Raw genomic sequence first — 22,449 nt, 5'->3', positions numbered from 1 at the left:
CCTTAGGTATAAAAAAACGTTTGTAGTGACCATCAGTATCATGGACGCTACAAACGTTTTTTATAGACTGGGAAAATCATTTACCGGGTATTGCCATCCCAAGTTAAGTTACCATGTAAGTCCTGTGTCATTAAGATAAAGCCGCGAAGTGAAGTATCTTTGGGCTGCTTCTTCCAAGCCTTGAGTGCCGCATTGTCCTTAGCAAGCGGGGTTCCCCGGAACATTGCGATGTTGGCTTCACCCATGCCCGCCGCAAGTTGTTTGACTTGTTTAGTGGAGAGGTGGTTGTCGTCACGGGTCTCGTATAGCTGACTAAGGGCGGCGTTATAGCCGGATGCATAAAGGACGTCGTGATCGTACTTTTTATAAGTCTTGGCAGCCTTAGCGCTCTGATGCTGCTTAATGTAGTCGGCGACCTTTAAACGGGTTGCGTGATAAGTTGCGTGCCCGTTATCTTGGTTGATTTTTAACGTGCCGTAGTAGTGTGGGCCAATGATAAGCGCACCACTCGCAATGTCGGTCAAAGACTGACCGTTGACCGTCTGGTTTTTAATACTCTGCGCGTGAATGTGGCCCGTCAGCGATAGCTTGATGTTGGCCTTGCTGAAAACGTCACGGACTTGATCCGCGTAGCCAATCGTGTAATCTTGATGAATCATCGTGTGGTCCATCGTATTGTGATGGAGGACAGGAATCAGTGTTGCGCCTTGTTTGCGCGCTTCCTTGCCAACTTTAGCGACCCAGTTCAAAGTACCATCGGTCAGGCCACCACCGACCGTGGAGCTGCCTTGTTGGTAGTTTCCTTTGTAGATAGCTGAGTTGAGCATCAAGAACCACGTCTTTTTACTTGGCTTAACGAGGTAAGCTAGTGAATCGGGGTCGGTCTTGGCTGCCTGACCGTACCCCGCCTTTTTGTAAATTTGTTTAAACTGTTCGGGGCTGACCCCGTCAACTTCGTACTGGTGTTTTCCCTTGAAGCTGCGTGCGATGGGATTATTGATATCGTGGTTGCCAGGAACGACGTAGACGCGAATTTTAGCGGCGGTCAGCCGTTTTAGTTGTTTAGCCACGTATTCGTGACTCGCTTTTTCACCGTTATTGGTAATGTCACCACTAACGATAACGACGTCCGGTTTGGTCTTTAACGCTTGCGCGATGAACGCACGGAAGATGGTCGCGCTGTATTTAAGGTTGGCGCCACCGTCGTTACTAGCGTAAGTGGTGAACGAGGGGCCGTTGTCGTGTAACTTAGGGGCAATCACGTGGTCATCGCTGATCACCATTGCGGTCAAACTATGACCGGTGACTGGTGGGATGGCTTGAGTCTTTTTCGATTGACAGCCCGTCAAAATTAGTAGGCTTGCTAAACCTGCTAATAAAAACGCGGGAAGGGTTCGTTTCAAAATAATCGTCTCATTTCTAATGAATTAATAGTTTAATTATACCCGTTTAATTGCTGGGTTAGATAATTAATTGTTCGAAATAAAGCGGTTGCGATGAATCTAGCAAAAACGGATATAAAAATTTTATTGAAAATATAATACGGAAGGTAGCGAATTCTTTGGGGTAATCATTAAGCCGGCTATCCGTATTGAAGACGCAGTAGTATAATATTTATTATATTATAGTGGTATTAGTTTTAATCCATAACGAGAGCGGCTTGAACAAGTTAGTCCTTGTTTGATCAGCTTTAAAATTAGATATTTGATAAATGGGACTTATTTTGGAGGGGAGTTTCTAGGATGAAGCTTACAAAAGTATTGAGTATTATTGTTGCTGGGACCACGTTAGGCGTTGCAGGGGGCATGGTATCGTCAAGTGTTAGCGTACAAGCAAAGACGAAAAAATCGATAAAGACTTTTCCAAAGTCGTTTCGGGGAACGTATTACCGATATGAAGGTAAAGTTGATGGCGTACGATATTATAATATTGCACGGATAAGTGCCAAAACATTTGGAAGCCGAGCAGATATGGGGACATACACCGTGCCTTTCCATTTACATTCAGTAAAACTTCCAGTTAAGCGGTATGCTAAAAAGTATAATAAGAAATATAAAGTGGCTGATATTTATGCAACTAAGAAGGGTTCTGTTTTATATACGTATCCAATACTAAAGATTACATTTCCGATGGCTGGCTACTATAAAATGGGCAAGAAGAAGCTTGCTGGGCATAAGGTGAAAGTTTTAAAAAGGGTTTCTAAAAATGGTAAACATACGGATGAATACCTCTTTACAAGTAAGAAGCTTGCTAGAAAATATGGTGTCCATTAGTAATCAATTGTGTTTGATTTAGCATTTTAATTTGTTAGCACAATGGTATGCTATGAAATCAAAAAAAGTCGTTACCCTTAATCGAGTAACGACTTTTTTGAATAAATCTAATTATTATTTAAGTGCTTGTTTTGCTGGTTTCCAGAACCCGAGGATAACCCCGGCAATGACGGCACCGATAATGGTAGCGCCAATGTAACCCCAGATGTTAGTAGCTAATAGTGAAACCCATAAGCCACCGTGAGGAGCAGGGACGGATACGCCCCAGAGTTGAGTTAACCCACCGGCAATGGCGGCACCCACAACACTTGACCCAATAACGTGCAAAGGATCGGCCGTTGCGAATGGAATGGCACCTTCAGTAATGAAGGAAATCCCGAGTAACCAGTTTGAAATCCCAGCTTTACGCTCGTCATCCGTAAACTTCTTTGGCCAGAAGGCGGTCGCAATCGCAGTGGCCAAAGGTGGAACCATCCCACCAGCCATAACGGCGGCCATTAAGTTACCATCATGAGTTGCAGTGAAGGCACCAGTAGCGAAGACGTAAGCGGCCTTGTTGAAAGGACCACCCATATCGATGGACATCATCCCACCGAGGACAACCCCTAGGATAACGGCATTACCAGTACCCATAGAGTTTAAGAAGTGGGTAATCCATTGGTTGATAACGGAGAAGATTGGGTTAACAATGAAGAACATTAAAGCGGCAACAATCAATAGACCCAAGATTGGGTAAATCAACATTGGCTTCATCCCTTCAAGGGATTGTGGCATGTTCTTGGTCCACTTCTTCATCCAAACCGTAATGTAACCGGCTAAGAACCCGGCAACTAACCCACCTAAGAAACCTGCTGGACTCTTAGCGTTAGCAGCGATTGAAGCGGTAAAAGCACCACCGTAAGCACCGGTGTAAACCGTCGCCATGAACCCACCAACGAACCCGGGCATCAAAGCAGGACGATCACCGATTGATTCGGCGATGTAAGCGGCTAAAACGGGTACCATGAAGGCAAAGGCCATGTTCCCAGATTGGTTAAGGAAGGTAAAGGCTAAACTCTTTTCACCAGCGAATTGTTCGATGATGAAGGAGAGGGCCATTAAGATCCCACCACCAACAACGAATGGCAACATGTGTGAAATCCCGTTCATTAAGTCTTTGTAAACTTCACCCCAGACGCTACCGTTTGCAGAAGCGCCTTCGTCGTCATCGGAACTTGCACCACCGTCAGCGTCATGATAAACGGGGGCTTTACCATCTAAAACTTCATTAATAAGTTCTTCGGCTTTGTTGATTCCGTCCGTAACGGGGCGGTTAACCAATGGCTTGCCGTCAAACCGGGGCATCTTAACCTTTTTATCGGCGGCAATGATGACCCCTTTGGCACGGGCAATTTCGTCAGCGGTCAATAAATGTTTGACCCCTTCAGAACCGTTTGTTTCAATCTTGATGTCAACGTCCATTGCTTCGGCTTGTTTGATTAAAGCAGCTTCGGCCATGTAAGTATGGGCAATCCCGTTAGGACAAGCGGTGACCCCAACGATGTAGGGACGTTGTTCACTAGCGGGGGCTTTGGCAGCCGCAGCTTCTTTTTCAGCTTTAGCCGCTGCATCCTTAGCTTCTTTTTCTTCCTTAGCAGCTTGTGCATCACCGAAGAGTTGTTGAACTTCTTCTGGTGTTTGAGCGTTTTTCAATTTACCAACTAATTCAGGGTCAATCAGTAAACTGGAAAGGGCGGCTAACGCAGCCAAGTGGGTGTTATTAGCACCTTCGGGGGCAGCAATCATAAAGAAGAGGTGAACGGGTTGGCCATCTAAGGCGTTAAAATCGACCCCGTTTTGACTCTTGGCGAATAAAACGGTTGCCCGTTGAACGGCCTTGTCTTTGGCGTGGGGCATGGCAATACCATCACCGATCCCGGTAGTGGATTCAGCTTCACGCTTGATGATGTCTTGTTTGTAAAGTGCTTCGTCGTTGATGACGCCTTGTTCGGCATATTTATGAACTAACTCATCAATGGCTTCGTCCTTGGTCGTGGCTTGCATGTCCATGATCATGACGTCTTTTAATAATAAATCGCGGATATCCATAGTGTGTGAACAGTCCTTTCTAAACGCTAGTTAGTTAATTGTTCAATCTTAATTTGCGGTAAAATCTCATCGATCTTAGCCCGGGTCGCAATGTCTTCAGAAAAGGCGGTTGCGGAACCACAAGCTAAACCGTAGCGGAAACTTTCAACGGCATCGTGGGTCTTAGCGAAGGTTCCAACGAACCCACCAATCATTGAATCCCCAGCACCAACTGAGTTAATGACGTGACCCTTAGGTGCAGCGCTGAAGTAAACAGCATCTTTTGTGATCAGAAGGCCACCGTCACCGGCCATGGAAATTAAGACGTGTTGCGCGCCTTCTTTTAACATCCGTTGACCGGCGGCAATAATGTCGTCACGACTGTTAAAAGTGGTGTGGTAGTAGTCGGCTAATTCATGGTTGTTTGGTTTAACTACCAGTGGATGGCTTGGCAACGTCTTCTTCAAGGCTTCACCGGTCGTATCGATGACAAAGTTAGCACCGGCGGCTTCGGCCTTTTGAATGATGTCGTAGTAGAAGCTATCTGGTAGGCTAGGCGCTAAGCTACCGGACATAACGACCACGTCATCGGGTGTGAGGTTGGCGAGTTCTTGGTAGAACGCGTCAATTTCGCTGGCGGTAATGTCAGGACCGGCACCGTTCAGTTCAGTTTCTTCATCAGCGTGAATTTTAACGTTGATCCGGGTATCGTCAGCGATTTTTGTAAAGTGACAATCGAGCCCCTTCGCCTTGAGCGCTTCACTAATGAAGGTCCCAGTGAAGCCCCCGATAAATCCGAGGGCCTTATTAGGTTGCTCGAGGTCATTTAAGATCTGTGAAACGTTGATCCCTTTACCACCCGGTAATTTGGCGGTGTGTTTCAAACGGTTGACGCTACCCAGTTCCATGTGGGGTAGTTGAACCACGTAGTCAATCGAAGGATTAACAGTAATGGTGTAAATCATGATTGAACCTCCTGAATCGTAGTTAATGGTTGATATTGTTCGGCCAACGTTGGGGTCAACTTGTCGGTAATGATCGTGGCACTGGACAGATCACCGACCCGTGCAAACGAAACGTGGTCAAATTTAGTACTGTCGACCAAAATGAAACTTTCTTCACTTTGGGCAATTGCTGTTTTTTTAACGATCGCTTCGTCAGGGTCGGGTGTTGTTAACCCAAACTTTGGGTGGACACCGTTAATCCCCAAGAAGACTTTGTTGAACCGGTATTCCTGTAACGATTTGACGGCTTCGGGACCAATGACGGCTTTGGTAGTGCCTTTCAAATTACCACCAAGCAAGTAGGTTTGAATGCCCATGTCTGCTAAAGCGGAAGCGTGAACCACGCCGTTAGTCACGACGCGCAGGTTATAGCCTGGGTTCAAATGGTGAATCATCGCGAGCGTTGAAGTCCCGGCGTCTAAGTAAATGACGTCATCGACTTGAATGTTTGCGACCGCTTGCTGCGCAATGTGGTCCTTAGCGTCCACGTTACGGGAAACTTTATCGTTCATCGCGGGTTCTTCTTGGAGTGAGTTCATGTATTTGGCGCCACCGTGGACGCGTAACAATTCACCCTGTTCCTCTAACTGCTGTAAATCCCGGCGAGCCGTGGATTCTGAGCAACTAGTTTTAGAAACAATGTCCTTGATTTTAATAATGCCCTTGAAACGGATCGTATTTAAAATGTACTGTTGTCGTTCTTCTGTAAGCACTTTCAAATCCCTCCGAAGACTAATATACCTGCTCAATGGTCAAAATGCAACAAAAACGTTCAAAAAACGTCAAAATAATTCAAAACCAGTCATTGACACGCAAACTGGTCTTATCTGGACGTGGAAAAGCCGTTTATTAGCGGAACTTTTGACGACGGGCCGGAACATTTGTATACTAGGTCAGGTATCTAATTTCGCACGAGCATTTTCGTAGATAAATAATATAGAAGAAACAGGGGAAAAAACATGTTTGTTGATCAAGTAAAAGTAGATGTAAAGGCCGGTAACGGTGGTAACGGCATGGTTGCTTTCCGTCGTGAAAAGTTCGTGCCTAACGGTGGCCCGGCCGGCGGTGACGGTGGTCGTGGCGGTAGTATTGTTTTGCAAGCTGATGAAGGCTTGCGGACGTTGATGGATTTCCGGTATACCCGTAAATTCAAAGCTGATAACGGTGGCAACGGGATGATCAAGCAGATGACTGGTCGTTCCGCTAAGGATCGGGTGATCAACGTGCCTTTAGGGACGGTGGTCACGGATGCGGAAACTGGCGCACTAATTGGTGATATTACCGAAAAGGGCCAAAAACTAGTGGTTGCCAAGGGTGGCCGTGGTGGTCGTGGAAATATTCACTTTGCGAGTCCTAAAAATCCCGCACCAGAAATTTCTGAAAACGGTGAACCGGGTGGCGAAGTTACCATTCGAATGGAATTAAAGGTCTTGGCGGATGTTGGTTTGGTCGGATTCCCATCAGTGGGTAAGTCGACGCTGTTATCCGTTGTGACGAGTGCTAAACCTAAAATTGCGGCGTACCACTTTACGACGTTGGTCCCTAACCTGGGGATGGTTCGTTTAGATGACGGCCGGGACTTTGTTATGGCGGACTTGCCTGGTTTGATTGAAGGCGCCGCTAACGGGGTTGGGTTAGGAATCCAATTTTTACGGCACATTGAACGGACGCGGGTCATCTTGCACCTCATTGATATGAGTGGGGTTGAAGAAAATGATCCGTTTGAAGATTATTTGAAAATCAATCACGAGTTGACGAGTTATGATCCTGATTTGTTGAAACGGCCACAAATCGTCGTTGCGACTAAGATGGATATGCCGGATTCAGCGGATAACTTAGCCGAGTTCAAGACGAAGCTGGCAGGTGACAAGACGTTACCAAGCATGCCAGAGATTTATCCAATCTCTTCCATCACGCAACAAGGGATTAAGCCCTTGTTAGCTAAGACGGCGGACTTACTTGATACGACGCCACAGTTCCCAGTCAAGGGTGTTGACGACGTTGAACATCGTGATTACACGACTGAAACCAGTCAAGACTTTACGATCGATAATCCAGAAGAGGGCTTGTTTGTCCTTTCTGGTGAGAAGCTTGAACGGCTCTTCAAGATGACGAACCTGGACCACGAAGAAAGTCTCATGCGGTTTGCACGACAATTGCGTGGGATGGGGATCGATGACGGCTTACGGGCCGCTGGCGCCAAGAACGGCGATACGATTCAAATTCTCGACTATTCGTTCCAATTTATGGATTAAGCAATCAAAAACGGTCATTCGCAAATTTGCGGATGACCGTTTTATCGTCTGATGATGAAACTGGCAGAGTTTTAGCCAAATAAAAGGCGGGCCTGATTGAGCCGGTAGCCAAAGAGTAACTCGATCGTATCCGGTGTTTTGACGTATAACTGGGTGGGTCCGCTTAGTTGCCGGGTCCGGGCGTTGAGTTGATTTAGTGTTAACGGGGTGGCTCCCGCTTGAGGAATCAGGACTAATTGTTGTTGCTGTAATTGAACCGCTTTAATCGGAACGAGCTGATGCGCGGACGTCTCCCAAAAGAGGGACATACTGGGCGTTAAATCAGCCGTGGATAAGTTAAAATCAATTAGTCGCATCAGACAACCCCCTAACATAAATTAATTACTATTTTTATATTACCAAAGTATGCGGCCCACTGAGAATTATTTTGACTGTTTTGCGGGGTCGTGGCAATAATTACGAGTCTGCATGTTAAAATAAGAAGATAGATTCAAAAAAATCGGCTCCGGCTGGTTCCGACAATTGTTTCTTACCATTAATTTCGGTAAAATAATTGACAGACTGTACAGATAAGGACGAACAAAAATATGCAATTAGAATTTTTAGGTACCGGTGCCGGCTCACCGGGAAAATTTCGCAACGTCACAAGCACGGCGCTCCGACTTCTAGATGAACGGAACGAAGTTTGGCTCTTCGATGTGGGTGAAGGGACGCAACACCAAATCTTGAGAACGACATTGAAACCACGGAAGATCGCCAAAATCTTTATTACCCATTTGCATGGTGATCACATCTTTGGGTTACCAGGGTTACTGAGTTCCCGTTCTTTTCAAGGCGGGGATGAACCGTTGACCATTTACGGGCCCGTGGGGATTCGTGATTTTGTCCAAACTTCTTTACGGGTGTCCGGCACGCGGTTGTCGTACCCGTTAAAGTTTCAAGAAATTAGTGCGGGCGGTACGATTTTTGAAGATGCGACGTTTAAAGTGAGCTGTTTGCCGTTGGAACATCGGATTGCTTGTTACGGCTACCGGGTAGAAGAAGCGGATCATCCGGGTGAATTACAGGCTGACCGACTAAAGGCGTTAAACATTCCGAGTGGCCCCGTTTATGGGCAACTAAAGGCTGGTCAAACGGTTACTTTGGATGACGGTCGGATCATTAATGGTCAAGATTACATTGCTGCTCCACAGGCGGGCCGGACCGTAACGATCTTAGGTGATACCCGTAAAACGCCGAACGCTGCGATTTTAGCACAAGACGCTGACGCCTTAGTCCATGAGAGTACTTTTGGTAAAGATGAAGGAAAGTTAGCCCATAACTACTTCCATTCAACTAGTACGCAAGCGGCCCAGGTGGCAAAGCAGGCCGGGGTTCGCCAACTATTACTGACCCATATTTCGGCACGGTATACTGGAAAATTGAGTAAGGAATTACAGAAACAGGCTCAGAAAGTCTTTGCTAATACCAAGGTTGTGCGCGATTTTGATTTAATCGATATTCCATTACAAAAGAAAGCTTAGGTGAAGTGACATGGCAAGTTTAACTGGTCAAACGGTTCTAGTCACGGGAGCATCCAGTGGCTTGGGTGAACAATTAGCATTGGCCGTTGCTGCGCAGGGTGCTAACGTGGTGTTAGCGGCACGCAGGCAAGAACGGCTAGTCCGGGTTGCTGATCAGTGTCGAATTTTGTCGGGGGCACAAGCCTTAGCGATTCAGTGTGATGTTAGCCATGTGGCGGAAGTGGACCACGTCTTTGCGACGATTGACGAGGTGTTTGGTCGTTTGGATTTGGTTATCAACGCCGCTGGATTTGGCTATATGGCGCCAGCTGTAGACACCTCCGCGGCGCTAACGGAGAAGATGTTTCGAGTGAATACGCTAGGAATCATGTACGTCAGTCAATTAGCCGCTCAGCGAATGATCGACCAGGATGACGGCGAAATTGTGAACGTCGCGTCGATTGCGGGGAAAATTGCAACGCCTAAGTCAGCCGTTTATGCGGCGACAAAAGCGGCTTTGATTGCCTACGACAACGCCTTACGTTTAGAATTAAAAGGGCATCACGTTAATGTGATGACGGTCAATCCTGGACCCATCAAGACGGACTTTTTCAAGATGGCGGATCCGAGTGGTCATTATTTAGCACAGGTTGAACGGTTAGCGCTCAACCCAGTTAAACTGGCGGAAGTCGTTGTTAGCAAACTTGGACACCACCGGCGAGAAATTAACCGGCCGTGGTTCATGGCTGCGGCTAACTTAGGCTACCAAACGGCACCTAAGCTAGGGGATTGGTTAGCGGGTTCAGTTTTTAATTTTAAATAGGGGGTTATATCAATGAAGAATCAGTGGCGATTAGTGAGTGCCTTGGTGATTGCGTTGGTGGTTATTGTATTTGCAATTTTGAATGTTGAACCAGTACGGGTGAATTTTGGGGTGGCAGCGGTGCACTGGCCACTGATCTTGGTCATCGTAATTACCTTGATCCTAGGCGTTGTGACCGCAGTCTTAATGGCAACGGTCAATGAGTCTAAGGAACGTTCAGCACATGCAAAGGCCATCACTGCGGCGCAGGCTAAAATTGATAAGTTAACGGCTGAAAACAAAAGTTTAACGTTACGTTTAAACAATAAAGGTAAACAAACACGGAACGTGGCCGAACCAACGGCAACGCCCATTAAAAAGTAGTTTGAAAGGAAGAATGTTATGTTAGCGGCAAAGAAAAAGTGGGTTCCGCGGGTCACAACGGCCGTCAGCGAGGCGGACATTGCTGAGTTAGCAAAGGCGGTCGGTGTTTCACCGTTAGTCGCTAAATTGCTGATTGAGCGTGGCTTAACTAGTACGGACGCGGCCCAACAGTTTTTAAATGCGGATCAGCAGCCCTTGCTAGATCCACTCACCATGCACGACATGGAAAAAGCCGTTGACCGCATTCAAGAAGCCATTATTGCCGGTGATCAAATTACTGTGTATGGTGACTATGACGCCGATGGGTTGACGAGTACGTCCATTATGTACGAAACGTTGGATCAGATCGGTGCGAACGTTAATTATTACATTCCGGACCGTTTTAAGGACGGTTACGGCCCTAATCAGGATGCGTTCGACCGGTTGATCGATGCCGGAACTAAGTTGTTCGTGACCGTTGATAACGGGGTTGCCGGTAATGCAGTGATTGACGCTGTTCAGGAACGGGGCATTGATGTCGTGGTGACTGATCACCATGAAATGCCAGCTGAATTGCCGAATGCGTATGCAATCGTGCACCCACGCCATCCTGAAGGGCACTACCAATTTGGTGAACTTTCGGGTGCGGGGGTTGCGTTTAAAGTCGCAACGGCGCTCCTAGAAGAAGTGCCTGAAGAACTGATGGACTTAGCAGCTATCGGGACGGTTGCAGACCTTGTGAGCTTAACGGGTGAGAACCGGACCTTGGTCACGTTGGGGTTAAAAGTACTCCGACAGACGACCCGGCCGGGACTTGCGGCCTTGATTAAGGCTGCGAGCTTAGAACCTGATCAGTTAGATGAAACGAGTATTGGGTTTGGGATTGCCCCACGTTTGAATGCACTAGGTCGGTTACAATCCGCTCAAAGTGGCGTCGAACTGTTAACGACGCTAGACGATGACCGCGCGACTGCACTAGCGACGCAGGTCAACTCACTTAACGAACGCCGCCAGGGGCTTGTTAAGACCATTGCAGCGAGTGCGTTGGAACAGGCACAATCGGCAGAAAATGCGACCCGTCAGACACTGGTTATCACAGGGAAAGATTGGCACGAAGGGGTTCTTGGCATTGTAGCTAGTCACGTTGTTGAAGCGACTGGCAAGCCAACGCTGGTTTTAAATGAGGATGAAAATGGGCGGCTCAAGGGAAGCGGTCGGAGTGTTGAGGCCTATAACTTATTCGCTGCGATCGACCCGGTCCGCGATGACTTAGTTGCGTTTGGTGGGCACCACATGGCCGTTGGGCTCAGTGTGATGCACGATCAGTTGCCAACTTTAAAAGCAGCGTTAGAAGACGCCGCGACGGCCCAAGATTTGGCTGGCCAAGGTCAGGCGACGTTGGCGATTGACGGCGAACTAGCGGTTAAGGATGCAACGTTAGCCACGTTAGACGATTTGAAGCGACTAGCACCCTTTGGAACGGATAATCCAGCACCGTTATTTGAACTCAAACCAACGGCGATTCCACAGGCACGGGCGATTGGTAGTGATCACCAACACTTGAAGTTGCAATTGAGTGATGGAAAAATCAACGTTGACGCCATTGGCTTTTCGTTTGGGTCCGCGTTAGCGCCGATTCAAGCGAGCCCGAGTGACGTGGCAGTCGTCGGTGAACTAAGCGCGAATACTTGGAACGGGCAGACGAAGCCGCAAGTGATGATTCGTGACGTAGCGGTAACGGGTACCCAGGTAATCGATGCGCGGACCCAGCATTTGTCAGCGCGTAATTTTCAGGCGCCAGGGGTTTATCTGTTTTTCCATCAGAAGTTGATGAATAAGTTACAAGGCTACTTAAATCCCCAGTCGCAAGCGTTGTTTGTGGGCGATGCCGGTACTGATTTGAGTGGAATTCAAGCGGACGAAGCGGTATTTGTCGTGGACTGTCCGGATACGTTAGTCGACTTTACAACCGTCTTAACGGCGTTACCACTGAATCAATTAACCCTGTATCTGTATCGTCAAGAATCAGTTTACTTGGCTGGCATGCCTAGTCGGGAACAGTTTGGTAAGCTATTCCAATTCACGGTCAATCATCACGATGTTGATATTCATCACCAGTTAACGGCAGTCGCCAAACATTTGCACATTGAACGAAATTTGCTTATTTTTATGATTCAGGTGTTTTTTGAGGTGGGATTTGTTAAAATAAGTGATGGTGTCATGAATGGCGTTTCGAATCCGACTAAAGCGGATTTACATCACGCCCCTAGTTATCAGCTGCGCGAACAACAGATCGTCGCTGAAGAAACGCTTTTGTATAGTAAATCTGCAGCGCTACAAGTATGGGTAAAAAACCAAGCTGCAGTGAAGAATTAAAGGAGCTGTTAATAAGCAATGGCATTAGACTTAACAAAATATGTGGCCAGTGTTCCGGATTATCCCGAACCAGGAATCATCTTCCGTGATATTTCACCATTGATGGCGGACGGAGAAGCGTACCGCGAAGCCACGGAGCAAATTGTCAAATTCGCACGTGATAAAAAGGTTGATATGATTGTCGGCCCTGAAGCCCGCGGATTTATCGTTGGCTGTCCAGTTGCGTATGAACTTGGGATTGGATTTGCACCCGCACGGAAGAAGGGGAAGTTGCCACGGCCAACGGTCAAAGCAACCTATGATTTGGAATACGGCCAATCAGCCCTTTATCTGCATAAAGATGCAATCAAACCGGGTCAAAACGTTTTAGTAACGGATGACTTGTTAGCGACCGGTGGGACGATTTCCGCAACGATCCAATTAGTTGAAGAACTAGGTGGACACGTTGTTGGAACGGCGTTCTTAGTTGAATTAAAGGACTTACACGGCCGTGATAAAATTAAAGATTACGATATTCTGAGTTTAATGGAATTCTAAAAATAACGTTCAAAAAGTTGATGATGACTTTTTGAACGTTTTTTTGCGCTTTTTGCAGCATACAAATGTGTTGAAAAGCTAGGTGTGAGGTAGGAATACTAATATTGATTGCAATGACTGGTGTTGGGGTGAGTTAACAGTTAGTATTTAACTTGTCAAATGGTATAGGCACTTTGAAAATTGGTTACTTCTGTGGGGACTTGGGAGGGAAAACATGGCACGCGTTGAATTTAAGTTGGCAGTTAAGGTGCCCCGGTTTTTATCAATGGACTCAGATACCTCGGCAGTTTTTTGGTGGGATACGCGACTACATTGTGATAATGATCGTGCGATGGAAGCTTTTAAACAGATGCTCTTGTTTCATGTTCCGCAACCATACGTAGAGCCCGGAACCGATGATTTTTACAATGACATTGAGGATGGTCCTAACGCGTACAATGCATTGACGATAGGTTGTGAGGTCACGGAAATTATGGTTGAACCAAGTAATAAGTTTATGGGAACGGATTACCCAGACGATATTTTATTTTAACTTTTTAGATTGAAGAGGCTGCGACCACCTTGGCGTGGCCTTTTGATTGCGGAAAGTATGGGCTACGAGGAAAATGAATAATGCATGGATTTAGTGATTATTGTAGGCTACAATTAATGCCAATCATGACATATTGCATATGTCATGATTGGAGAAAAGTAGCGTCAAAATAGAAAGCGGTTGCATTTTTATTGAGGGGCGTTACACTGGAGGTGTTAGTTTTGCACAATCAATTCGGAAAGGAAGTTAGGCTATGTCATTAAAAGAAATTGAACGAACATCCACACGACAGGAATTGCGAGCAAATTATGAGCGGTCTGGTCTATCATTGGATCAAGTTGCGACTGATTTAGAGACAACCCCAACCCACGTTGAGGACGTTATGGACTTGAACGTTGTACATATTGAAGAACCTTGGATTTTACGGAATTACCTCAATGACAGTCTTTTAGATCAAGGGGTAACACCAGTGCCGTATAGTCGTTTAAAAGGCGCACCAAGTGAGTATTGGTTTTTGAATCAGCATCGAATCGAACAAGGTATTTTAGGATAAAAGAAAGGCATTCAAACGAACAGGTTTGAATGCCTTTCTAATGGTCCTAGTTAGCGGTGGTAAATTTAACGGCGGTACCGTATGCGGCGACCGATTGCATATCTTGGCTGATGGAGCCGGTATCAAACCGCATCATGACAACGGCATCTGCGCCAACCGCTGCGGCGTTTTCACGTAATCGTTCAACGGCAACGTTGCGTGATTCGTCGAGCATCTTGGTGTAGTCTTTGATTTCGCCACCAACGAGCCCTTTCAAGCCAGCACCGATGTTGCGCACCAGGTTCTTAGATTGGGTGGTAAGACCGAAGACTTCACCAATGACAGTGTAGGGTTGTCCGGGGATATTTTCGGTAGTTGTGACTAGCATTTTGTCCATAGAGTCGTCCTCCTAATATTGTGTAATGCAAGCATAGCATAAGTCAGCGAAAAACCGTATCCAAATGAAATGGCTGAAGGTGGGTAAGCAGTTTGGAAAAACAGTTTTTTAGTTGCTGATCAATCACTGTTAAGTTTTACTAATTCACAAGCAAAAAAAGCCCATCTTATCAACAATAGTGGGCTTTCTTAACGGTTGTTAACTTAAGGAGAGTACAGGATTTGAACCTGCGCGCCGGTATTAGCCGGTTCGCCGGATTTCGAGTCCGGTGCATTACCACTCTGCCAACTCTCCATATGTTACTTGAATAGTATAGCATAATTTCCGATAAGAACAAATAAATATTCATAAAAGTCATTGTTCAAAATGAACTATGTTGTGAATTTTTTCGTCATAGAATAAAAGAGCAACCAGTCTTTAACTAGTTGCTCTCCAATATGAACCAATAACTGGCTTTCAACAGTGCTTAGGTCAGCGAACGGTGTCTAATCGTTCTTTCCTTGCTCAGATAGTATTAGGCGAATATCTGATAGTCAACGATATTGCATAGAATTTCTTTAAATTGAGTTACAGAGGCTACAGACTGATAATGCTCGGGGTATTGGTTGAATCTCCCTATGACTTTCATCTCGTGATCGTAGAAGTGTTTTCTGGTCGTGTCGCTAGTTAACAAATTATTTGAGTAGAATAGCGCTACTAGATAGATCATGGATTCGCATATCATTTAATAATGAAGCATCGATATTCAGCAGGTTCACTTCAGAATTAGAGTGTGCAGATGCGTTTCTTATATTTTTAGCAAATTTCATATTTGTTACGATAGTTGATGAAGTTTATCTTTCCATACTTTGAACGGTGAGAAAACCGTGTTTAGTTACAAATTACTGATTAAAATGTGTGGCCTACTTAAATTCAGCAATACCAGACTTACCGATGACTTCTCCAGAACTATCACATTGTTCTGAAACATTAATTTTAAAATGTTTCATAGAGGGCGCTTCTTTTGAAATCAATACAAATTTTCCACTGGTTGATATTCCGGGGTGGACGTCTGCATTACTATTGCTGTCATGGACATAATTGGCGTTATCTGTATCGGTATATTCAATATTGTCATCTGTAATTATGCCAGCCTTGTAATAACTTAGCGCAAAAGCACGGTTACCAACGTTTTTTAAAGTATAGTCAATTGTTGTCCGGTAATAAGACTTACCGATGTTTTTCATTTCTTCATCATTATTTTCGGCGGTTGTATAGTTGGATTCTTTATTTATTAATTTTTTTTGACTGTATCCAGTTACCTTATACTGAACTATTCCGACTGTACTGGATGTTTTTCCATTTGTGTTTGTAGTTGTAGTCTTATGCTGCTTAATCTTATTTTTCAAACTAATGTTTTCGGATTTTAACGAGCTTATATTTGCTGACTCATTAGTCCCCCCGTTTGAACAAGCGGTTAAAGCTATTCCGACTAGTAGTGATGCCCCGATTGTTGATAATTTTTTCATGTTCATTTAAAACTCCCCCAATGATATAATGTTTTAGTAATCGATATCATTGGTTCTGTGGCGTACTGTTACCAGTAGTACGTCATTTTTTGCTTGTAGAATTTTAAAAAGGGCATCTATAAAATTACCAAATTTCTCTAGGTAAGTAGAATGCTAAGCATTATTGTGTAATTATCATATTTCAGATATAATCAAATTCAAAAGGGACAACTTATCCCTATGTATTTATGCGGACACATCTCAAACTCTGGCGGGGACGGGATGTGTTTTTATTTGTATTGTGTCTAAATTGGCGCCATTTTAAACAGAAACAGTACGTCTGCTTAAAATTTCTTGAGCAATACTATTTTCTAATTTTCTTTGATCTTCTTGCAACCAACCACCAATTAAAAATAAGTCAACAAGTTCCCATATACCGGTAATGAAAACACCGAAGCCAAGCGTTAAGACAGTAATCAGTGTCATGGCGATAGCTGAGCCCGTTTTATTCATATAATAGCGATGAGCACCAAATGCCCCTAAAAAAATGCAAAGTAAGTATGCTACAGCTGTGGATTTTTTTCTTCTTTCAATTTCCGAATTAACGATTAAAAACTCTTCATTCGAAAGTTGACTACGTAAATACTGATTGTTATGCATGAATATTCCTCCAAAATAATTAGTTGTTAATACCAACAATGTTTAACCTATTCAATAGGACACATGGTGCATGTGAATAACTCCTTTCAATAGACACCTTTTATAGACTTGAGGTTTGGTCATAAACGTTATCAAGTATAAATATTTTAGCACACGTATACCAGATATGTACATAATGCTTGTTGCCCCCAAAATTAGACTTTGCGATCAAATTATTATTATCAGAAAAAGGAATAGGGGAAAATAGATTTTTGGAAATTAGCGTTATCAGGTGACAATGTGAAATTTATGATGAGCCGTTTTGTAAGAATATCTGGCAGACCGAGTATAAAATAATCTTGAAAACCTGTTAGTGTCTATCATTAATCTTTAACCTATTAGCGATGCCTGATTTTTAGTGATAAAACAAAAGAGCAACCAGTCTTTAAAACGGTTGCTCCTCAATATGAACCAATAACTGGCTTTCAGCAGTGTTTATTGTTACATTACTTGGACCATTTAAAACTGGATGGATTTAATATCTTAGAGTGGCCAATTCGACGGCCATTGTAATGAATGTTTGTATAAACTGATGGTGCATCCGGGGCTAATTCTATATTCATCATAACAATTTGAGCACCCGCGAGTCCTTGCAATGATTTGCCGATTTTGGTTTTATCCGTATTGTTTAAATTGACAAAACTAGGATTTACATTGGCTATTAGACCACGCGAACTGTATGAAACTGAATCTATATAGGTGGACCAGCTATAATTTTTATTGCCACCCTTAGCAAACTTTTGATCTTCAATAAGGCTATCTGCAAGGCCCTTGTTATAACTTGCTAGTTTTTCTGGAGATAAATAGTCCAGTGGGTGAGTATTATCGCTAGATTTGCTTTCTTTTTTTGAAGCTAATTTCTGATTATCATTGCTTGTGTGAGCTTCAGTTGCCTGACTAGGCGATTCCGCTTCAGCTGCCGAGGAACTTTCACAGGCCGCTAATGACAAACTTGCTAATACTGCAATCCCTAGAACGATAGCTTTTTTCATAAATGATTCCCCCCAAAGTAATTAGTGGTAATACTGTGTTCAATGTTTTCCATAATGCAATAAAGCTAGCTATTCCTTTCTATCGACACCTTTTACTGACTTGAGATTTTTGGTCATAGATGGCTTAAAAAAGTGAACGTTCCATTATTTAATAATTACGTTAACGCGAAGAGTTTTATTTTTAAGATAGAACAAAAAAATGCGATTCACTCCACAACTTTTTGAGTGAATCGCATCTTAGCTTTAATAATCTTTAATAGTTAAACGCGTAGGATTGATGTTCAACTTTTGTTGCTTGGGCACTAATCTGTTCGCAAGTCACAACAGCTGTCTTTGACAGATTCTGACTCAACGTCCCCAACAAACTAATTGGTGAGACGCTATCGCCAATGCGAACTTGCCATTCAAAGTTACCGGCTTGGGCTGCTAACGCTAGTCGATACGACTGACCGTCTAAGCCAATGATTCGGGCACTATTGTTACTCAAAGCAACAATTTCACCATTCAGTGGGGCGTAAACGGCTAAATCAGTGGGGTGGATTGCTAGTAAAAGTGCGGAATCATTGGATAACGTGACGTGGTGCCCACGCACGGGTGCGGATAATTTAAACGCTGTTTTTCGATGCCAAAACCACATAATGATAACCTCCCGGATGAATGATTGTAAACCTTTCCTAACTGCACCTTTAATGTACGTTATGAAACGCGTCCCATGTCAAGTGATTCCCAGTAATAAATTTTAGATGACCCATGCTATAATTTAAGTAATGATTAGTGCGCCTTCGGGAGGTGAGCTTTTGGATTTTATTGACTTAACGCCAATCGCGTTGCACCATACACCTTTAGGAACACGCCAGCAGTTGCCTAAGTTACACGACCGGCAGCTTGACTGGCCCAAAATTGCTGCTTTGATCCGTGATAATGCGGACGTGATTAGTCAGTTAGAGGCGGGTTTAGCTGAGGATTGGATAAATACGCACGGCATTATCTGGGATGATCAGTTGGGCTATCACCGTTATCCAAATGATAACCGTGAGTTTGACGGGGCCGTCTTCTGGGCGGCTTCAACGTGGGCAACCCCAGCGATTTTATTGACGTTTCATAATGAAAGTACGCGAGCGTTCAGTTGCTTTGCCTCGGGGTGTGATCCTGACTTTCATTACTTGGGATCGCTTGGAAAAGCTGATTAATCAAGAAATTGGTATTAACAAATTGGAGGAATTGACGTGAAGGTTGGAATTGATAAGATGCATTTTGCATCGTCACATTTGTATGTCGATATGACGGAACTGGCGCGTGCGCGGGGCGCTGAACCGGATAAGTATTTGATTGGAATTGGTCAAGCTCAAATGGCCGTTATTCCGCCAAGTCAAGATATTGTGACTTTAGCAGCCAACGCGGCTTATCCGATGCTAACGCAGGCTGACATTGATGCTATCGATTTGCTAATAGTTGGGACAGAATCTGGAATCGATAATTCGAAAGCCAGTGCAATTTATGTTGCCCGGTTATTAGGCTTAAATCGACGTTGCAGAACGATTGAAATGAAAGAGGCGTGTTACGCTGGTACGGCTGGCGTTCAGCTCGCACAAGAACACGTTCGGGTTCACCCGGATAAGAAAGCGTTAGTCATCGGTGCCGACATTGCCCGCTATGGGCTCAACACCCCTGGAGAACCAACTCAGGGTGGCGGGGCGGTTGCGATGCTAATCAGTGCTGATCCGCAAGTTTTAGCCTTGGGAACGGATTCGACCTTACTTAGTCAGGACGTTATGGATTTTTGGCGGCCATTATACCGCAGTGAAGCGTTGGTCGATGGTAAGTATTCGTCAAATATTTATGTCGATTACTTTCAGGACGTGTTCAAGGGTTACTTGTCGGAAACCAAAACCCGGGCTGAAGATTTGACCGCCTTAGTTTTCCACTTGCCATATACAAAAATGGGACTTAAAGCCTTACGTAGTGCTTTGCCAATGGTCAGTGAAACTAAGCAGGAAGCCTGGGTGGCACACTTTGAATGTGCCCGAAAGCTGAATCGGCAGGTCGGCAATCTGTATACTGGGTCGTTATACCTGAGTTTATTATCACAACTCCTTACTGATCCAGATCTTCAGGTGGGTAACGAACTGGGGCTCTTTAGTTACGGTTCTGGGGCCGAAGGTGAATTTTACACTGGTATCATCCAACCCGGCTACTTAACCGGTATCGACCTAGGATTACCACAGCGATTGGCACGTCGTCAGCGGGTAGACGTTGCGACCTATGAAAAATGTTTCAATCAGCAACTTGCCTGGGAAGCAACGGATCAAACGATTGACTATCACACGGATCCACACCGGTTTGTGTTAACCGGACAGCGTGATGAACAGCGTCAGTATTTAGATCAATTGGCGTAAATAAAAAAGCTTGTCAGTACCAATGATTTGGTCTGACAAGCTTTTGTCTATTTATTTAAATTGTTAGTTATGACTTGACCATCTTTAACGCTAACTAGCGTGGCGTCGGTTTTACCGGGTTCGAGTAATCGAATGGTATAGCCAGAAGTTAGGTTCTTTTTCAAGGATTTCGATAGTGACTTGAAGTTAGTGGTAATGGTTGTAATGGCCTTTTGATTATCCGTGGGGTGCGCTTTAATGATTTTTAGTGATTTAACGTACTTTTTCCCAGTGGGGGTAATCGTGAAGGTCTTAGAAGCTTTGTCGAACGCAACTGTGCCGACACCCTTATAGTTGCTTTGCAACTGTTTGAGAATATTTTCTTCCTTCAACTTAGTGGTGGCAGCGGCCCGTTTTTGGCTGTCTTCATTGAAGATGACTTGTGAGGATCCTAACTTAGCACGACTGCTTTTATTGGTGACTGACGACGAAGAAGCGGCTTTCTTTTTGGCCGTAGTCGATGACTTTTGGTTATAGGGCCAATAAGGTAACTTAACAATCGCGTAGCCGGTCACCAGGGCGCTTAAAACCGCAACCCCGGCTAAAAACTTCCAGCCCCCACCACTTTGACGAGCGGAAATAACTGAAAATAGAGCTAATAAAAAAACAAGAAAGCCAATAATGGCTAAAAATAACATGAGACCAACTCCCGACATTTGAAATAGTATAACTATTATACCATTGAACTATTCGCTCACCGGTATAGAATTGGAAAATAATGTGTAAAGTTCTAAAAACAGCGGAATGGAAGTGGTAGGGTGCCAAACTTATTTTTGCCAAGTCATCCAGAAAATCAAGCGGCAATGGCCGCCTATATGCGTGATCAGTTTGATTTCTTGGGAGTCAAAACTCCCGAGCGTCGTCAACTAACTGCGCCAGTTCAACGGCAAAGCAAACAACTTTCTTCAGAAGAGCTGAGCCAGTGGTTGGCGTTTTACTACCAGCAACCGTACCGCGAATATCAGTACGTCGCAATCGACCTTGCGCTGGCTAATGTTCGGCGACTAACGGCCGAACAGTTTCAATGGTGCGTGCAACAAGTGACCGTTAAGCCGTGGTGGGATAGTGTGGATGCCTGGCGCAAAGTCATAGCGACCTGGATCTTTCAACACTCGGTGTTAGCTGATTTTGGCTCACAATTTTTGACGGCGGACGACTTATGGGTGCGTCGGGTTGGGATAACGCTTCAGTTAGGTCAAAAGGGTGCCACCGATAAAAATTATTTACGACGTGCAATCGAGCTAAATCATGCCGACAACGCCTTCTTTATTCAAAAGGCGATTGGCTGGGCACTCAGAGACTATGCGAAAACGGACCCAGCGTGGGTCAAAGCGACCTTAGCCACGGTGTCTTTATCCAAATTGGCCCAACGGGAAGCCCAAAAACATCTAAAAAAATAGCCAACCCGTAAATGGGTTGACTTTAAATCGTCAGACTAATAGAGCATGTCGCGATATAAACCGACAACTTTACCTAAAATTGAAACGTCATTTAAGATGATTGGGGCCATCGTGTCGTTTTCTGGTTGCAACCGGTAATGGTCAGCTTCCTTGAAGAATCGTTTACACGTGGCTTCGTTTTCGTCGGTCATCGCAATGACAATGTCGCCGTTATCAGCGGAACTTTGACGACGAATAATGACTTGGTCGCCGTTTAAAATTCCGATGTTGATCATACTTTCACCACGGATGGTTAGCATGAAGAGGTCCCCGCCAAAAGATTCTAAGTCCTTTGGAATTGGGAAGTAGTCGGTGGCATCTTGAACGGCTAAGATTGGTTGGCCGGCGGTAACCGTTCCGAGTACCGGAATTTGATGGGGCGTCGTTTCAACGCCGAGGGCTTCAAAACCGGCGGCTGTAACTTCAATTGCCCGGGGCTTCGTTGGGTCCTTTTCAATGAACCCTTTCTTTTCTAGTCGTGCAATGTGACCATGAACGGTTGAAGTCGAAGACAAGTCAACGGCTTCGCCAATTTCACGGACGGTTGGCGGATATCCTTTTTCATTGACGCGTTCATAAATAAAACGAAGAACGGCCATTTGTTTGCTTTCCGATGTTTTACTCATCTTGGCACCTCATTTAATATTTTCTTTAATGATTTGTCCCAATTGTAGCATAGCTTTTCGACGCTTTCAAACAAATGTTCGGTTGACAAATACTTTTAATTGATTTAGGGTCAATTCTCGTGTATTCTATT

Annotated in this window: 24 protein-coding genes and 1 tRNA gene; 12 read left to right on the top strand and 13 right to left on the bottom strand. The window is 44.7% G+C overall.

Going from position 1 to position 22,449, the window contains the following annotated elements:
• Positions 1 to 80: 80 nt before the first annotated feature.
• Positions 81 to 1,403 carry a metallophosphoesterase family protein gene (locus tag AAA939_RS04355; protein ID WP_338209466.1) on the bottom strand — a complete coding sequence of 441 codons (1,323 nt, stop codon included), beginning with the start codon at positions 1,401 to 1,403 and terminating at the stop codon, positions 81 to 83.
• A 339-nt stretch (positions 1,404 to 1,742) separates the two neighbouring features.
• On the opposite strand from AAA939_RS04355, the gene AAA939_RS04350 reads away from it, so the two are divergent.
• Complete coding sequence (locus AAA939_RS04350; RefSeq protein ID WP_338209464.1) at positions 1,743 to 2,273, top strand: hypothetical protein; 531 nt, start codon at positions 1,743 to 1,745, stop codon at positions 2,271 to 2,273.
• Between the two features lie 114 nt (positions 2,274 to 2,387).
• Here AAA939_RS04350 and AAA939_RS04345 read toward each other — a convergent pair whose 3' ends face one another.
• From AAA939_RS04345 to AAA939_RS04335, 3 genes are read right to left on the bottom strand one after another with little or no spacing between them, the layout of a single operon-like run.
• Positions 2,388 to 4,361 (bottom strand): PTS fructose transporter subunit IIABC, encoded by a 1,974-nt coding sequence (locus tag AAA939_RS04345; RefSeq protein WP_338230505.1) that lies wholly within the window; start codon positions 4,359 to 4,361, stop codon positions 2,388 to 2,390.
• Positions 4,362 to 4,387: 26 nt separating this feature from the next.
• On the bottom strand, positions 4,388 to 5,305 hold the full coding sequence (pfkB, locus tag AAA939_RS04340; protein ID WP_338209460.1) for a 1-phosphofructokinase: 918 nt from the start codon (positions 5,303 to 5,305) through the stop codon (positions 4,388 to 4,390).
• Entirely contained in the window at positions 5,302 to 6,057 is a 756-nt protein-coding gene (locus AAA939_RS04335; protein ID WP_338209458.1) for a DeoR/GlpR family DNA-binding transcription regulator, read from the bottom strand. The genes pfkB and AAA939_RS04335 overlap by 4 nt, the downstream gene beginning before the upstream one ends.
• Before the next feature lie 246 nt (positions 6,058 to 6,303).
• On the opposite strand from AAA939_RS04335, the gene obgE reads away from it, so the two are divergent.
• Entirely contained in the window at positions 6,304 to 7,599 is a 1,296-nt protein-coding gene (obgE, locus tag AAA939_RS04330) for a GTPase ObgE (protein ID WP_338230503.1), read from the top strand.
• A 71-nt stretch (positions 7,600 to 7,670) separates the two neighbouring features.
• On the opposite strand, the gene AAA939_RS04325 is transcribed toward obgE, so the two are convergent.
• Entirely contained in the window at positions 7,671 to 7,955 is a 285-nt protein-coding gene (locus tag AAA939_RS04325) for a hypothetical protein (protein ID WP_338209454.1), read from the bottom strand.
• Positions 7,956 to 8,186: 231 nt separating this feature from the next.
• On the opposite strand from AAA939_RS04325, the gene rnz reads away from it, so the two are divergent.
• The 7 genes from rnz (at position 8,187) to AAA939_RS04290 (ending at position 14,264) form a co-directional block, all read left to right on the top strand.
• Positions 8,187 to 9,122 (top strand): ribonuclease Z, encoded by a 936-nt coding sequence (gene rnz / locus AAA939_RS04320; protein ID WP_338209453.1) that lies wholly within the window; start codon positions 8,187 to 8,189, stop codon positions 9,120 to 9,122.
• A 10-nt stretch (positions 9,123 to 9,132) separates the two neighbouring features.
• Complete coding sequence (locus tag AAA939_RS04315; RefSeq protein WP_338209451.1) at positions 9,133 to 9,924, top strand: SDR family NAD(P)-dependent oxidoreductase; 792 nt, start codon at positions 9,133 to 9,135, stop codon at positions 9,922 to 9,924.
• A 12-nt stretch (positions 9,925 to 9,936) separates the two neighbouring features.
• Positions 9,937 to 10,287, top strand: a complete 351-nt coding sequence (locus tag AAA939_RS04310; protein ID WP_338209449.1) for a LapA family protein — start codon at positions 9,937 to 9,939, stop codon at positions 10,285 to 10,287.
• Positions 10,288 to 10,305: 18 nt separating this feature from the next.
• Positions 10,306 to 12,642 (top strand): single-stranded-DNA-specific exonuclease RecJ, encoded by a 2,337-nt coding sequence (gene recJ, locus AAA939_RS04305; RefSeq protein WP_338209447.1) that lies wholly within the window; start codon positions 10,306 to 10,308, stop codon positions 12,640 to 12,642.
• 18 nt (positions 12,643 to 12,660) lie between these two features.
• Positions 12,661 to 13,179, top strand: a complete 519-nt coding sequence (locus AAA939_RS04300; protein WP_338209445.1) for an adenine phosphoribosyltransferase — start codon at positions 12,661 to 12,663, stop codon at positions 13,177 to 13,179.
• Between the two features lie 214 nt (positions 13,180 to 13,393).
• Positions 13,394 to 13,711 (top strand): hypothetical protein, encoded by a 318-nt coding sequence (locus tag AAA939_RS04295; RefSeq protein ID WP_338209443.1) that lies wholly within the window; start codon positions 13,394 to 13,396, stop codon positions 13,709 to 13,711.
• Positions 13,712 to 13,964: 253 nt separating this feature from the next.
• Positions 13,965 to 14,264: a DUF2316 family protein gene (locus AAA939_RS04290; protein WP_338209441.1), complete on the top strand. Its 300-nt coding sequence runs from the start codon at positions 13,965 to 13,967 to the stop codon at positions 14,262 to 14,264.
• A gap of 46 nt (positions 14,265 to 14,310) precedes the next feature.
• On the opposite strand, the gene AAA939_RS04285 is transcribed toward AAA939_RS04290, so the two are convergent.
• The 6 genes from AAA939_RS04285 to AAA939_RS04260 form a co-directional block, all read right to left on the bottom strand.
• The gene (locus tag AAA939_RS04285) at positions 14,311 to 14,640 is read right to left on the bottom strand and encodes a heavy metal-binding domain-containing protein (protein ID WP_338209439.1); all 330 of its coding nucleotides are present in this window, start codon (positions 14,638 to 14,640) and stop codon (positions 14,311 to 14,313) included.
• A 206-nt stretch (positions 14,641 to 14,846) separates the two neighbouring features.
• A tRNA-Ser gene (locus AAA939_RS04280) sits at positions 14,847 to 14,934 on the bottom strand.
• 608 nt (positions 14,935 to 15,542) lie between these two features.
• Positions 15,543 to 16,154, bottom strand: coding sequence for a hypothetical protein (locus AAA939_RS04275; protein ID WP_338209437.1), 612 nt, complete (start codon positions 16,152 to 16,154; stop codon positions 15,543 to 15,545).
• Positions 16,155 to 16,448: 294 nt separating this feature from the next.
• Positions 16,449 to 16,787, bottom strand: a complete 339-nt coding sequence (locus AAA939_RS04270) for a TM2 domain-containing protein (protein WP_338209435.1) — start codon at positions 16,785 to 16,787, stop codon at positions 16,449 to 16,451.
• 485 nt (positions 16,788 to 17,272) lie between these two features.
• Positions 17,273 to 17,818 carry a hypothetical protein gene (locus AAA939_RS04265; RefSeq protein ID WP_338209433.1) on the bottom strand — a complete coding sequence of 182 codons (546 nt, stop codon included), beginning with the start codon at positions 17,816 to 17,818 and terminating at the stop codon, positions 17,273 to 17,275.
• 253 nt (positions 17,819 to 18,071) lie between these two features.
• Positions 18,072 to 18,455, bottom strand: coding sequence for a hypothetical protein (locus tag AAA939_RS04260; RefSeq protein ID WP_338209431.1), 384 nt, complete (start codon positions 18,453 to 18,455; stop codon positions 18,072 to 18,074).
• Between the two features lie 160 nt (positions 18,456 to 18,615).
• Between AAA939_RS04260 and AAA939_RS04255 the strand changes: the two genes are divergently transcribed.
• Both AAA939_RS04255 and AAA939_RS04250 read left to right on the top strand, forming a co-directional pair.
• Complete coding sequence (locus tag AAA939_RS04255) at positions 18,616 to 19,008, top strand: hypothetical protein (protein ID WP_338209429.1); 393 nt, start codon at positions 18,616 to 18,618, stop codon at positions 19,006 to 19,008.
• A 36-nt stretch (positions 19,009 to 19,044) separates the two neighbouring features.
• On the top strand, positions 19,045 to 20,214 hold the full coding sequence (locus AAA939_RS04250) for a hydroxymethylglutaryl-CoA synthase (protein WP_338209427.1): 1,170 nt from the start codon (positions 19,045 to 19,047) through the stop codon (positions 20,212 to 20,214).
• Positions 20,215 to 20,261: 47 nt separating this feature from the next.
• Here the strand turns inward: AAA939_RS04250 and AAA939_RS04245 are convergent, their stop codons facing one another.
• Positions 20,262 to 20,891, bottom strand: coding sequence for a hypothetical protein (locus AAA939_RS04245; protein WP_338209425.1), 630 nt, complete (start codon positions 20,889 to 20,891; stop codon positions 20,262 to 20,264).
• Positions 20,892 to 21,011: 120 nt separating this feature from the next.
• Between AAA939_RS04245 and AAA939_RS04240 the strand changes: the two genes are divergently transcribed.
• Entirely contained in the window at positions 21,012 to 21,653 is a 642-nt protein-coding gene (locus AAA939_RS04240) for a DNA alkylation repair protein (RefSeq protein WP_338209423.1), read from the top strand.
• A gap of 35 nt (positions 21,654 to 21,688) precedes the next feature.
• Here the strand turns inward: AAA939_RS04240 and lexA are convergent, their stop codons facing one another.
• Positions 21,689 to 22,318, bottom strand: a complete 630-nt coding sequence (lexA, locus tag AAA939_RS04235) for a transcriptional repressor LexA (RefSeq protein ID WP_338209421.1) — start codon at positions 22,316 to 22,318, stop codon at positions 21,689 to 21,691.
• Positions 22,319 to 22,449: the final 131 nt, after the last annotated feature.

The organism is Lactiplantibacillus paraxiangfangensis (genome assembly GCF_036246185.1).
GTDB lineage: Bacteria > Bacillota > Bacilli > Lactobacillales > Lactobacillaceae > Lactiplantibacillus > Lactiplantibacillus paraxiangfangensis.
Note: the sequence above shows the minus strand (reverse complement) of the source record. Positions and strands in the feature narration are given on the sequence as shown.